Source organism: Streptomyces zaomyceticus, assembly GCF_014656215.1.
Lineage (GTDB): Bacteria > Actinomycetota > Actinomycetes > Streptomycetales > Streptomycetaceae > Streptomyces > Streptomyces zaomyceticus.
The window spans coordinates 17,130-30,082 of record NZ_BNBZ01000002.1 but is presented as its reverse complement, the minus strand read 5'-3'; the positions used below and the strand labels follow the sequence as shown (position 1 = coordinate 30,082).

Annotated in this window: 13 protein-coding genes; 1 reads left to right on the top strand and 12 read right to left on the bottom strand. The window is 73.4% G+C overall.

Features of this window, described 5'->3' with window-relative positions; genetic code table 11:
* Positions 1-3: 3 nt before the first annotated feature.
* The 12 genes from IE311_RS03175 to IE311_RS03120 all read right to left on the bottom strand — a co-directional run bounded on the left by IE311_RS03175 (position 4) and on the right by IE311_RS03120 (position 11,915).
* Positions 4-1,593 carry a hypothetical protein gene (locus tag IE311_RS03175; protein WP_189829972.1) on the bottom strand — a complete coding sequence of 530 codons (1,590 nt, stop codon included), beginning with the start codon at positions 1,591-1,593 and terminating at the stop codon, positions 4-6.
* A gap of 116 nt (positions 1,594-1,709) precedes the next feature.
* Positions 1,710-1,904 (bottom strand): hypothetical protein, encoded by a 195-nt coding sequence (locus tag IE311_RS03170; RefSeq protein WP_189830313.1) that lies wholly within the window; start codon positions 1,902-1,904, stop codon positions 1,710-1,712.
* A 119-nt stretch (positions 1,905-2,023) separates the two neighbouring features.
* A complete protein-coding gene (locus tag IE311_RS03165; protein ID WP_189829971.1) occupies positions 2,024-2,656 on the bottom strand; it encodes a hypothetical protein in 633 nt (210 codons plus the stop codon).
* Positions 2,653-3,324, bottom strand: coding sequence for an ABC transporter ATP-binding protein (locus IE311_RS03160; protein WP_189829970.1), 672 nt, complete (start codon positions 3,322-3,324; stop codon positions 2,653-2,655). Before IE311_RS03160 ends, IE311_RS03165 begins: the two co-directional genes overlap by 4 nt.
* Complete coding sequence (locus tag IE311_RS03155) at positions 3,317-4,315, bottom strand: ABC transporter ATP-binding protein (RefSeq protein WP_189830312.1); 999 nt, start codon at positions 4,313-4,315, stop codon at positions 3,317-3,319. The genes IE311_RS03160 and IE311_RS03155 overlap by 8 nt, the downstream gene beginning before the upstream one ends.
* Positions 4,316-4,326: 11 nt before the next feature.
* Positions 4,327-5,163: an ABC transporter permease gene (locus IE311_RS03150; protein ID WP_189829969.1), complete on the bottom strand. Its 837-nt coding sequence runs from the start codon at positions 5,161-5,163 to the stop codon at positions 4,327-4,329.
* Complete coding sequence (locus IE311_RS03145) at positions 5,156-6,148, bottom strand: ABC transporter permease (protein ID WP_189829968.1); 993 nt, start codon at positions 6,146-6,148, stop codon at positions 5,156-5,158. Before IE311_RS03145 ends, IE311_RS03150 begins: the two co-directional genes overlap by 8 nt.
* Positions 6,145-7,761: an ABC transporter substrate-binding protein gene (locus IE311_RS03140; protein ID WP_189829967.1), complete on the bottom strand. Its 1,617-nt coding sequence runs from the start codon at positions 7,759-7,761 to the stop codon at positions 6,145-6,147. The genes IE311_RS03145 and IE311_RS03140 overlap by 4 nt, the downstream gene beginning before the upstream one ends.
* A gap of 154 nt (positions 7,762-7,915) precedes the next feature.
* On the bottom strand, positions 7,916-9,022 hold the full coding sequence (locus IE311_RS03135) for an acyl-CoA dehydrogenase family protein (protein ID WP_189829966.1): 1,107 nt from the start codon (positions 9,020-9,022) through the stop codon (positions 7,916-7,918).
* On the bottom strand, positions 9,019-10,200 hold the full coding sequence (locus IE311_RS03130) for an acyl-CoA dehydrogenase family protein (RefSeq protein ID WP_189829965.1): 1,182 nt from the start codon (positions 10,198-10,200) through the stop codon (positions 9,019-9,021). The genes IE311_RS03135 and IE311_RS03130 overlap by 4 nt, the downstream gene beginning before the upstream one ends.
* The gene (locus tag IE311_RS03125; RefSeq protein ID WP_189829964.1) at positions 10,197-11,165 is read right to left on the bottom strand and encodes an NADPH:quinone oxidoreductase family protein; all 969 of its coding nucleotides are present in this window, start codon (positions 11,163-11,165) and stop codon (positions 10,197-10,199) included. Before IE311_RS03125 ends, IE311_RS03130 begins: the two co-directional genes overlap by 4 nt.
* A 159-nt stretch (positions 11,166-11,324) precedes the next feature.
* Complete coding sequence (locus IE311_RS03120; protein ID WP_189829963.1) at positions 11,325-11,915, bottom strand: helix-turn-helix domain-containing protein; 591 nt, start codon at positions 11,913-11,915, stop codon at positions 11,325-11,327.
* Between the two features lie 67 nt (positions 11,916-11,982).
* Here IE311_RS03120 and IE311_RS03115 point away from each other — a divergent pair, with 67 nt between their 5' ends.
* Positions 11,983-12,951, top strand: coding sequence for an NAD(P)/FAD-dependent oxidoreductase (locus IE311_RS03115; RefSeq protein WP_189829962.1), 969 nt, complete (start codon positions 11,983-11,985; stop codon positions 12,949-12,951).
* Positions 12,952-12,953: the final 2 nt, after the last annotated feature.

Here is a 12,953-nt window from a genome sequence, read left to right as displayed (position 1 = left end):
GGGTCAGGCGCCGTCGCGGACGGCGACGATGCCGTTGAAGACTCCGATGTACGCGGTGCCGTCGGGGCCGAGGGTGATCGGGGCCCAGTTGTTGTCGTACGCCAGGCCGGTGCCGGTGAAGCGGCTGAAGACGCGCCGGCCGGTCCTGAAGTCGACGGCCGTCAGGTACCAGGCGTCGACGCCCCAGGAGTTGGGGCGCTTCTCGTAGAAGTAGAGGAGCCCGTTGGCGGTGGAGAGCTTCGGGACGGTCGAGGGCGAACGGACGTCGCTCTCCCAGACGATGTCGCAGCCGCTGCCGTCGGCCCGGACGTCGACGCGGGTCGCGCCGCCGACGACGCTGCGGCCGAGGGTGAGCGTACTCGGGTTCTCGTACCCGTAGTTGTTCTCGACGACAAGGCTGTTGCCCCAGCTGATCAGGGAGTTGTCGGTGGTGGACGCCCCGGATCCGAAGACCGGCACCTTGCAGACGAGCCGCTCGGAGGCCGGGACGTCGGCGCCCCTGCGGTAGACGAGGACGTTCATCCGGTCGTCGGCGTTGTCGGTGATCGCGACGTACTCGTCATGGAGACCGAAGAGGTCCGGGGTGGTGCCCGAACCCTGGTTCACGGATCCCGGCTTGGTGCCGGTCCCCCGGTCGTACGTCTCGCGCCAGATCACCCGCGGGACGCCGTCGGCATCGGCCCGGAAGCTGTACAGGGCGTGGTCGGTGACGAGGGAGACGCCGTCCTCGGCGACGGAGAAGGAGTTCTGGATCTCCTCGCCGTCGAGCCGGATCGCGCGGAGGGCGCCCGTCTCGGGGTCGACGGTGCCGACCCGGCCGAGGCGGGTGACCCACCAGATGCGCCCCTCCCAGTCCGGCATGACCGAGGTGACGGGGTCGCAGACACCGCTGGGGAAGAGGTTGGTCCAGGTGACGCAGTCGTGCGGGACGAGGGAGGTGAGGTCCCAGTCGTTCTCGACGACGAACTCCCAGGCCCCGTCCGGCTTCTGGCGGTGCGCGATGCGCTGGATGTGCTGCCGGGAGTCGGCGAGGACCACCCGGTCCCGGTCGTCGAGGAAGAAGTAGGCGCCGCCGGACGTGTCCTTGAAGATCTTCTCGAAGTCGAGACGGGTGATGGCCTCGACGGTGGAGGAGCGCTGCGGCAGCTTGTACTCGGCGAGGGTGTCGAGGGTGCGCGGGTCGAGCAGTTTCAGCAGGAAGCCGCTGAAGGTGCCGCACACGGTGACGAGCCGGCCTCCGGAGTCGAAGGTGACGGTGGCGCATTCACCGCCGACGGGCGCGATCTTCTCGCTGTCCACGCGCGGGTCGCGGCCGAGCGGCCCGGGGTAGGGGTGGGTGCCGCTGCCGGCCCCGTCGGCGTGCATCCCGCTGCGCCCGTTGGGGGCGAGGTACGGGTGCTGGGCCGTGCCCCTGCCGGGGACGGGGCGGGCGGTACCGGGGGCGCCCTCGTAGTGGTCGACGAGCCGGTGGCCGATGGCCAGGGGTATCTCGTCCGCCTGCGCGACGGGGGCGGCGCCCGCGAGGAGGGTCGCGCTCAGCGCGGCGATCAGCACCAGTGCGCGTGCTCGTCTTCGTGGCGGGTGGGTGGTCACTGCGGCTCCTCGGGTTGCCGGCTTCTGTCGCGCCGACGGCCGACGCTAGGCCCGAGTCCGTGAGATGTACATGCAACTGCCCTGTGTTTCACAGGCAGTTCACGATCACGCAATGGTCAGGGATTGAGGCTGGAGACCACGTTGGCGGTGGCGGCGACACCGTTGTGAATGGTCGGCGCCATGCTGGTGCCGGCGAGGAAGAAGCCGAGCAGGGCGCAGACCAGCGCGTGGGTGAGTTTGAGCCCGCCGCTGCGCAGGAAGATCACGGCCAGCACCAGCAGCAGCACCACGACAGAAATGGAAACGGCCATCGCGTTCACGTCCCTCCGTCGCCGCACCGGAATTGCGGCGTTCGGCCGACAGTGTGGCGGAATGGGCGGTCCGTCCGGGCGAATGGCGGGGCGGCCATACGGGTGAGATTCCGCCGCGATCAGTCGCCGAGGGTCTCGGCGATACCCGGTCGGCGGACGGCGTCGAGCTCCGGGTCGGCGAGCAGCCCCTCGATCAGAGCGGTGCTCCCGAAGACCTCGGTCGCGCTCAGGTCCACGTCGCTGAGGACGAGCCAACTCCCGTCGGCCGCCCACCAGGTGGCGGGGAACCGGAACTCGGGCATGGCGTCGTGATGGGCGAGCGCGTCACCGAGCCGGCCCCGCCGGGCAGCCGGCTCCTCACCCGGACGGTTCATCACGGGAGCCTGGGCGGCACCGCACGGAGTGTCGTGCCCCGACGGCCCGCTCTTGGCCAGATGCCCGACGAGCCGGGCGAGGGTGGCCCGATCCAGCTCCGCCGGATCCGGCCCCTCCAGCTCGTCCGCGCCCGTCACGCCCTCGAAGACCAGGTACGACAGGGTGCCCGGCCAGTCGGCGAGCCTCCGGCCCTCCCGGGCCAGGACCTGGTCCCAGCGGAGCCGTACACCCTCGTCGTACACGGGGTGGAGAATCCAGCAGTGGTCCTGGTGACCCGACCGCGGCTCGTAGCCGCAGGGGGCGGCGGCGAGGGCGGCACGCAGACCGTCCAGGGGGTCGTCGGCGGCGGCCGGCGTCCACGGGGACTCCACGGTCACGGGCCCTCCTCGGCGGGCAGGCAGTTCTTCCACTCCACCGTACGGTCGCACCAGCGGCTCAGCAGGACGCGGTCGTGGCCGACGGCGAGGAGGCCGGCTCCGGTGTCGGCGCGGTAGGCCTCGACGGCGGCGACGAGGGCGGCCGTGGTGGAGGCGTCGAGCATCGCGGTCATCTCGTCGCAGATCAGCCAGCGCGGGCGCAGGGCCAGGGCCCGGCCCAGACAGGCTCGTTGGAGCTGTCCGTCGCTGACCTCGTGCGGTCGGCGGCCGAGCAGGTCGGGGGTGAGGCCGACGGCCGGGGCGAGTTCGGCGAGCCGGGCGGGAGCCTCCGCGCGCCGGCCGGTGGCGCGGAGGGGCTCGACGAGGAGGTCGGCCAGGGTGAGCCGGGGGTCGGCGGCCATGCGGGGCTGCTGGAAGACGACGCCGACGGCGGTGCGGAGTTCGCGCGGGGCGCGGTGGCGCCAGGCCCGGACTTCGGTGCCGTCGAGCACGAACCGGCCCGCGTCGGGGCGGTGGAGGAGTGCCGCGACGCGGGCGAGGGTGGACTTTCCACAGCCGCTGGGGCCGAGGAGTCCGACGGACTCGCCGGGGGCGACGGTGAGCGAGGCGCCCCGGAAGACAGGGGCGCGGCGGTCGTATCCGGCGGTGACGCCGTCGAGTTCAAGCACGGGGGCGCTCCGGGTGGTGGCAGGCCAGGCCGGCGGTGAACTCCGGCCGGGTGGTGCAGAGTTCGCCGGCCAGCGGGCAGCGCGGGGCGAAGGCGCAGCCCTCGGGCAGCGCGGAGAGCTCCGGGGGCATGCCGGGGATCGGGGTGAACGCCCGGTCCGGCAGGGCGTCGAGGAGCCCGCGGGCGTACGGGTGGCGGGGTCCCGCAGCCCCGAAGAACCTCTGGGCGGGGGCGATTTCGACGATGCGGCCCGCGTACATCACGGCGACCCGGTCGGCGATGCGCGCGGCGGCGGCCAGGTCGTGGGTGATGAGGAGCAGGGCGCGGCCGTCGTCGGCGTGGCGCCGCAGTTCGTCCACGGTGCGGTCGACGAGGTCGCGGTCGAGTCCGGTGGTCGGCTCGTCGGCGAGCAGCAGCCCGGCGTCGCCGATGAGGGCGAGGGCGGTGGCGGCGCGCTGGGCGAGGCCTCCGGAGAGTTCGTGCGGGTAGCGGTCGAGGTGGCCGGCGGGGAAGGCGGCCCGGTCGGCGGCGTCCTCGGCCGCCTTCCGGCGGGCGCGGCGGGTGGTTCCGGCGAGGGCCCGTACGGTCTCCTCCAGCTGGGACCGTACGGTGCGGACGGGCGTGAGGTGCGCGGCGGGGCTCTGCGGTACGAGGCCGACGCGGCGGCCCCGTACGGTGCGGGCCAGGGTCTTCTCGTCGGCGGCGAGCAGGTCGGTGCCGTCCTGGCCCCCGGCCCCCGCGAGCAGGGCCGTACCCGAGGTCTCGGCGTTCGCGGGGAGCAGGCCGAGGAGGGCGGAGGCGAGGACCGACTTGCCGCAGCCGCTCTCGCCGACGAGGGCGAGGCACTCCCCCGCGCCGAGGTCGAAGTCGGCGTCGCTGACGGCGGCGACGGTCCGGCCGCCGCGCAGCCGGAAGCGGACGGTCAGACCGCGGACGCTGAGGACGGCGTCCTCCGCCCGCCCGGCGGAGACGGCGTCGAGGGCACGGAGCACGTTCTCGGCGGTCACAGCATCAGCTCCGATCGGCGGCGCGGGTTGAGCCGGTCGCGCCAGACACCGGCGAGGCCGGCGATGGCGAGGGTCGGCACGATGAGCAGCAGGCCGGGGAAGAGAGTGGGCCAGCCGTAGCCGGCGAGGAGCGAGGAGCGGGCGTTCTGCACGAGGTTGCCGAGGCTGGCCTGGTGGCTGGGGAGGCCGAGGCCGAGGAAGGACAGCGCGGACTCGTGCCACATGGCGTGCGGGACCATCAGGACGGCGGCGAGGCCTGCCTGCGGCAGGACGGCGGGGAGCAGATGCCGGACGGCGACGCGCCACCGGGTGGCGCCGCCGGACACGGCGGCGTCGACGAAGGGGCGGGTACGCAGGGAGAGGACCTCGGAGCGCACGATCCGGGCGGTGGAGAGCCAGTGGGTGACGGCCACGGAGGCGATCACCGGCCATACTCCGGGCCGGAACAGGGCGACCACGAAGATGCCGAGCAGCAGGTGCGGTACGGAGGAGAAGGCGTCGACGAGCCGCATGAGGGTGCGGTCGGTCCATCCCCCGAGCGCGCCGGCGGCCGCTCCGACGGCGGTGCCGACGACGGTCGCGACGAGCGCGGCCACCAGCCCGACGAGCAGCGAGATCCGCAGGCCGTAGACGCAGCGCAGCAGCAGGTCGCGGCCGAGGTCGTCGGTGCCGAAGGGGTGCTCCCAGGACGGCGGGAGGAGCTTTCGCGAGAGGTCGACCGCCTGCTCGTCGAGCTGGACGAGCGGCGGCACGAGCAGGACCGCGAGCAGGACGACGCCGACGACGAGGGCGGAGGTCCAGAGTCGCAGGCGGTGGGTGCGACGGTCAGCCATCGAAGCCCACCCTCGGGTCGGCGAGTCCGTACAGGAGGTCGGAGAGCAGATTGCCGAGGAGGACGGCCGCCGTGGCGAGGACCGTGAGCGCTGCCAGCAGCGGGAAGTCCACGGAGGTGGCGGCCTGGACGGTGGCGGCGGCGATGCCGGGCCAGCTGAAGACGGTCTCCACGAGCAGGGCTCCGGTGATCAGCTCGGGCACGCGTGAGCCGATGAGGGTGAGCATGGGCAGCATTCCCGAGCGGAGGGCGTGGCCGGTGAGGACGGTGCGTTCGCCCAGGCCGCGGGCGCGGGCGCCGCGCACGGGGTCCTCGTCGAGGGCGTCGCCGACGCCCTGGCGGACGTACAGGAAGAACCAGGGCAGCTGCGAGACGCCGAGGACGAGCGCGGGAAGCACCAGGTGACGGGCGACCTGGTCGAAGGTGACGGTGTCGCTCGCGGTGTCGGTGAGCCCGCCGGCGGGCAGCGCGCCGAGCCTCAGCGCGAAGAACCAGATGGCGAGGAGGCCGAGCCAGAAGGCCGGCGCGGCTTCCAGGGTGTAGGCGACGGAGCTGACGACGCGGTCGATCGCGCCGCCGCGGCGGCGCCCGGCGAGGACGCCGAGGAGGGTGCCGAGGGCGATGGCGACGAGGAAGGCGGTGACGGCGAGGAGGACGGACCAGCCGAGGCGTTCGCCGATGACCTCGGCGACGGGGCGGCGCATGACGGCGGAGTCGCCGAGGTCGCCGGTGAGTGCCGAGGTGAGCCACTCCCACCAGCGGGTGAGGAGGGGCCGGTCGACGCCGAGGTTGGCGCGGAGCTGGTCGAGGTTCTCCTGCGAGGCGGTGAGTCCGGCGGTGCCGGCGTAGGCCTTGACGGGGTCGAAGGGGGAGGCTTCGGCGACGGCGAACACCGCGAAGGTGACGGCGAGGAGGACGGGGACGGCGGCCAGGGCGCGCCGTCCCGTCATCCGCGCCATGGGCCCCCAGGGGAGGCTGCGCTTCACTTCTTCGTCGCTCCGGCGGGCTTCGGCTTCCAGCTCTCGACGTTCCACCAGGGGCCGGAGGCGAGACCGTGGTCGTGCGGCTCGGTCTGGGTGCTCGGACCGTCCCAGGCGTCGTCGACGACGTAGAGGTGGTCGATGTGGGTGAGGAAGGTGTAGCCGGGGTTCTTCACCAGTTCGCGCTGGACGGTGTCGTACGCGGCGCGGCGCTTGGTGAGGTCGTTGGTGCGGCGGCCCTCGTCGAGGGCGCGGTCGACGGTCTTGTTGTCGTACCGGGCCATGTTGTTGAAGCCGTCGCCGCCGAGGGTGGACTTCAGGAGCAGGTACTGGTCGAAGTCGGGGTCGCCGGGCGAGCCGCCGCCCGCGAGGACGGCGTCGGTCTTCATCCGGGGCTCGATGACCTCCCAGGTGCCGGCCTGGGCGGTGATGTCGATGCCGGCCTTCTTGGCGTCGGAGACGTAGGCCAGGGCGTGGTCCTGGCGGAGCTTGTCTCCGGACAGGTACCAGATCGGGAAGGCGGCGCGGACGCCGTTCCTGACGCGGACGCCGTCGGGGCCGGGCTTCCAGCCGGCCTCGTCGAGGATCTTCTGCGCGCCGGCGAGGTCGTGGCGGCGTTCGGTGCCCTTCGCGAACCAGGGGCTGTCGGTGGGGACGGGCCCGTAGGCGGGCTTCCCGGCGCCTTCGAGGATCTTGTCGACCATGGTCTGCCGGTCGACGGCGAGGTCGAGGGCGCGGCGGACGGCGGTGTCGCCGGTGACCTCGTGGTGGGTGGGGAGGGTGACCGTGCGGTAGTCGTAGGTCTTCGCCGTCCAGGTCTTCCTGGCCTTGTCGTCCTTGAATCCGGCGGCGAGGTTGGGCGGCAGGACGGCGCCGTCGAGGTCGCCGGCGCGGAGCCGGGTGGCGCGGACGTCGTCGTCCTTGATGATCGCCATGGTGAACTTCTTCACCGCGGGCGCGCCGTTCCAGTAGGTCGGGTTGGCCTTGAAGCTGAGCTTCTCGCCCTTGGACCAGCCGGTGAGCACGTAGGGACCGGTGCCGATCGGCCTGGTGGTGAAGGCGCCGGTGTTGACGTCCTGCTTCGCCGCGATGTGCTCGGGGGCGATGGCGTGGACGGTGCGCTCGGCGAAGGGCGCGTAGGGGTACTTCAGCCGGAAGACGACGGTGTCGTCGCCGATCGCCTCGACGCTCTCGAGGGCGTCGAGCTCGGTGCGGGAGGCGTTGTTCGTCCTCGGGTCGAGGATCGTCCGGTAGGTGAAGACGACGTCCTTCGCCGTGAAGGGGACGCCGTCGCTGAAGGTGACCCCGTCACGGAGGGTGTACGTGTACGTGAGCCCGCCGTCGGCGATGCGCGGGAGCGCGGTGGCGAGCGCCGGCTTCAGCTTCATGTCGGCGTCGAAGGCGAGCAGCCCGTCGAAGATCTTGGAGTTGCCGTCCTTGCCGTAGCCGAGGAGGGGGCTGAGGGTCTCGGGCTCGTAGGCGATGCCGACGACCGCGGAATCCTTGGGTCCGGCGGCGCCTCCGGCGGTGGAGCCGGGGTTCGTGCAGGCCGCCGCGGTGAGGGCCAGGGCCCCCGCGAGCGTCGCGGCGGCCGTGCCGCGGAGGAATCGGGCGGTCATCGTGTCCACACCCCTTTTGGAGATCAACTGTTATTGCGAACAGCATGCAATTAAACAGTATGTAAAGGGGTGTGGACGCGGCGGCCCCTTACAAGGGGCCGCCGGGCCTGCTACGAGGGCCCGCCGGGCCGGGCGCAGGGGGCCGCCGGGCCTGCTACGAGGGAGGCTCCAGGCCCACCAGGGCGGCGATCGTGTCCTGGTGCCGGCCCGCCGATCCCAGGGCGATCTGGTCGGACTTGGCACGCTTGAGAGCCAGATGGGCCGGGTGCTCCCAGGTCATTCCGATTCCGCCGTGCAGCTGGACGCACTCCTCGGCGGCCCGGACGGCGACCTTGGAGCAGTACGCCTGCGCCACGGCCACGATCAGCGGGGCGTCCGCGCTGCCGGTGGCGAGGGCGTCGGCGGCGGCACGGGCCGCCGCCCTGGCTCCGACGAGATCCAGCCAGAGCTGGGCCATACGGTGCTTCAGCGCCTGGAAGGAGCCGACCGGCCGGTTGAACTGGTGCCGCTCGCGGGTGTACCGGACGGTCTCCTCCAGGCACCACTCGGCGAGACCGAGCTGCTCGGAGGCGAGGAGACCGGCACCCGCGAGCAGTCCGCGCCGGACCGCCGCGCGAGCCGCGTCGGGGCCGGCGAGCCGGGTGCCGCTCCCGGCGCCGGTGGTGACCACGGCCAGCGGACGCGTGAGGTCGAGCGGGACCTGCCGCTCGACGGTCGCCTCGTCGGCGGGTACGGCGTACAGACCGTCGGCCCGCAGGACGAGGAACACATCGGCGGCCGTGGCGTCGGCGACCGCCGCGACCGGCTCGGCGAGCGGGAGCTCCGCGTCGGGCGCCGTCGACAGGGGCACGGCGAGGACCGCGACCGTGCGGCCGCCCGCGAGCTCCGCGAGCAGCGCCGCCGCCGCGTCGCTCTCGGCCGCCGGGGCGAGCAGGGTCTCGGTCGCCACCACCGCGCTCGTGAGGTACGGCAGCGGGGTCACCGCGCGGCCCAGTTCCTCCAGGACGACGGCGGCCTCGCGGTGGCTCGCCCCCTGGCCGCCGAGCTTCTCGGGGACGAGGAGGCCGGCGGCGCCGATGTCGGCGGCGAGGGACTTCCACAGACCGGGGACGTACGGGCTGTCCGTCTCGATCCGCCCGAGGACGGCCTGGGGGCCGGCCCGGTCGGTGAGCAGGGCGCGGACGGCCGCCCGCAGGTCGTCCTCGGTCTCGGAGTAGAGGAGGTCCAGCGGCTGTTCCGCCGGCGCGGTCGTCTCTGTCATCGGGCCAGGTCCTTCCAGGCGACGTCCTTGTCGTTGCGGGGCTCGGGCGGCAGGCCGAGGACCCGCTCGGCGACGATGTTGAGCAGCACCTCGCTGGTGCCGCCCTCGATCGAGTTGCCCTTGGACCGCAGATAGCGGTAGCCGGCGTCGCGGCCGGTGAAGTCGACGAGTTCGGGGCGGCGCATCTCCCATTCCCCGTACAGCAGGCCCTCGTCGCCGAGGAGTTCGACCTCGAGGCCGCTGATGGCCTGGTTGAGACCGGCGAAGGCGAGCTTCATCGCGCTGCCCTCGGGGCCGGGCCTGCCCGCGACGAGCTGCTGACGGAGCCGTTCCCCGGAGAGCCTGGCCACCTCGGCGTCGACCCACAGGTCGAGGAGGCGGCGGTGCAGGGCGTGGGTGCGGAGCCCGGGGCGCTCGCGCCAGGTCGTGGCGGCCTTCCCGATCATGCCGCCCTCACGGGGGATGCGGGCGCCTCCGATGGAGACCCGCTCGTTCATCAGGGTGGTCTGGGCGACCCGCCAGCCGTCGCCGACCTCGCCGAGGCGGTGGGCGTCGGGGATGCGGACGCCGGTGAGGAAGACCTCGTTGAACTCGGCCTCGCCGGTGATCTGGCGCAGCGGCCGGACCTCGACGCCGGGGTCGGTCATGTCGCAGACGAAGTAGGTGATGCCCCGGTGCTTGGGCGCGTCCGGGTCGGTGCGGGCGATGAGGATGGCCCAGCGGGCCGTGTGCGCGCTGGAGGTCCACACCTTCTGCCCGTCCACCACCCAGTCGTCGCCGTCCCGGACGGCCCTGGTGGCGAGCGCCGCGAGGTCGGATCCGGCCCCGGGCTCGCTGAACAGCTGGCACCAGACCTCCTCGCCGACCCACAGCGGACGGAGGAAACGCTCCTTGACCTCGTCGGAGCCGTGGGCGAGGACGGTGGGGGCGGCCATGCCGAGGCCGATGCCGATCTTGCGCGGGTCGTTGTCGGGGGCACCGGCGGCGGCGAGTTCGGCGTCGACGACGGTCTGGAGCGCCCGGGGCGCGTCGAGACCGCCGAGCCCGACCGGGTAGTGCACCCAGGCGAGTCCGGCGTCGAAGCGGGCGCGCAGGAAGTCGGTGCGGTCGGTGGTGGCGGGCGGGTGCTCGTCCAGCAGTTTCCGGGTGCGTACGCGGAGTTCCGCGGCGTCGGTCATGCGTGGGCTCCTTCCGGGAGGACGACCAGACGGCCGGTGGTGGTGCCGTCGGCGACCCGCTGGACGGCGTCCGCCGCTCCGGCGAAGGGCACGCGCTCGCCGATGAGGGGCTTGATGAGGCCCTTGGCCGCGTAGCTGGTGAGGGTCTCGTGGCAGCGGCCGATCGAGGCCGGGTCCTTCGCCGCGTACAGACCCCAGTGGAGGCCGAGGACCGAGTAGTTCTTCACCAGGGCGTGATTGAGGGCGGGCGCGGGGACCGTGCCGCTCGCGAAGCCGACGACCACGATCCGGCCCTCGAAGGCGACGCACTTCGCGGACTGCTGGTAGGCCTCGCCGCCGACCGGGTCGTAGATCACGTCGGCGCCGCGGCCGCCGGTCGCGGCCTTGACGGCGGCGACGACGTCCTCGGAGCGCCGGTCGATCACCACGTCGCAGCCGAGCGCGCGGGCGACGGCGGCCTTCTCCGGTCCGCCGACGACCCCGATGACGGTGGCGCCCGCGGCCTTGCCGAGCTGGACGGCGGCGCTGCCGACGCCGCCGGCCGCCGCGTGGACCAGGAGGGTCTCGCCCTCCTGGAGGGCGGCGCGGCGGTGCAGGCCGAACCACCCGGTCTGGTAGCCGATGTGGAGGGCGGCGGCCTCGGCGTCGTCGAGCGACTCGGGGGCCGGGAGCAGTCCGGCGGCGTCGGCGAGCACGTAGTCGGCGAAGCCGCCGTGCGGGAGGGCCGCGGTGGTGACCACCCTGCGGCCGTCCTCGGTCTCGGCGCAGACCTCCACGCCGGGGGTGAAGGGCAGTGGGGGGCGGATCTGGTAGTGGCCGCGGCAGAGCAGCGCGTCGGGGAAGTTGACGTTCGCGGCGCGGACCTTGAGCAGGACCTGTCCGTCGCCGGGCGTGGGCGGTTCCACCTCCTCGCGGCGCATCACCGCGCCCGGTTCCCCGTTCTCGTACACACGCCATGCCTGCATCCGGAAGCCTCCTCCGTACCGAGCGGTCGGTCGCATACTAAGCGGTCGCTTGCATCGGAGGGAACCGCCCGGCCCGACTTCTTCGGGCGGTCCGACCGGACGGCCGGGGCCCTCCGGCGGCGCCACGGCCCGTCGGACCTCTTCGGCCGGCGCGACCGGTCAGCCCGACTTCTTCGGCCGGGCCCGTACATGCATCCGCTCGCCCTGCGGGCCGAAGAGGCTCAGGAACTCCACCGGCCCGTCGCCCGCCGAACCGAACCAGTGCGGAACGCGCGTGTCGAACTCGGCCGCCTCGCCCGCGGCCAGGACGACATCGTGCTCGCCGAGGACCAGCCGGAGCCTCCCGGAGAGTACGTACAGCCACTCGTACCCCTCGTGGACGCGCGGATCCGGCTCCTCCCCCTGGGACTTCTCCTGGATCACCTTGTACGCCTGGAGGCCGCCGGGCTGCCGGGTCAGCGGGAACATCGTGCGGCCGTGACGCACGATCGGCTTCGCCCTGACCCGGGGGTCGCCCGTCGCGGGGGCGCCGACCAGCTCGTCGAGGGGGACCTGATGGGCGCGGGCGAGCGGCAGGAGCAGTTCGAGGCTGGGCTTGCGCTGCCCCGACTCCAGCCGGGAGAGGGTGCTCACGGATATGCCGGTGGCGGTGGAGAGCTCGGCCAGGGTCGCCCCCCGGTCGCGACGGATCCGGCGGAGCCGGGGGCCCACCTCGTTCAGTACGGCGTCGGTGCGGTCGTCTTCGGTCATCTGTCCAGTGTTGCAGAAACGGCAAGACAGCTTGCCGTTCCCAACGGGCCGGAGGCACGCTCGCCCCATGAACGCACAGCTGCGCAACACACCGGACAACACCTACGAGGCAGTGGTGGTCGGCGGGGGTGCCGCCGGGCTCAGCGCCGCCCTGATCCTGGGCCGCTCACTGCGCCGGACCCTGGTCGTCGACGCGGGCGAGCCGCGCAACGCCCCCGCCGCCCACATGCAGGGCGTCCTGTCCCGGGACGGCATGAGCCCGGCGGACTTCCTGGCCGCCGGACGGGCCGAGATCGCCGGGTACGGCGTCGAGCTGCGGGCCGGCGAGGTGACGGGCGCGGCGCCGGACGGACGGGGCGGCTTCACCCTCACCCTCGCGGACGGGGACACCGTCGGAGCGCGTCGGCTCGTCGTCACCACCGGGCTCGTCGACGAGCTCCCCTCGATCGACGGGCTCGCCGAGCGGTGGGGGCGGGACGTGCTGCACTGCCCGTACTGCCACGGCTGGGAGGTCCGCGACCAGGCCTTCGGGGTCGTCGCCCACCCGGCGATGCCCGCGCACCAGGCGCTGATGGTCGCGCACTGGTCGAAGGACGTGACCCTCTTCCTGCACACCGCCGGCGAGCTGTCGGAGCACGACGCGGCCCTCCTCGACGCGGCGGGCGTCCGCGTCGAGCGGGGCGAGGTGACGGGGCTGGCGGTGGAGGACGACCGGCTGACCGGTGTGCGGCTCGCCGACGGGCGGACCGTGCCCCGCTCGGTGCTCTTCGCCGCGGCCGCCCGTCTCGCGCCCCGGGACGGGGTGCTGCGGCAGCTCGGCGCGGAACTGCGCGCGACCCCGTTCGGCGAGTTCGTGGTCGTGGACGAGACGGGACGGACCACCGTGCCCGGCGTGTGGGCGGCCGGGAACGTGACGGGTCCGCAGGAGCAGGTGGTCAACGCGGTGAGCCGGGGGTACCGGGCCGGCGCCGCCCTCAACAACGAGCTGCTGTTCGCCGCCCTCGAGGAGAAGGCGGCCGGTCGGCCGGTCGGATGAAC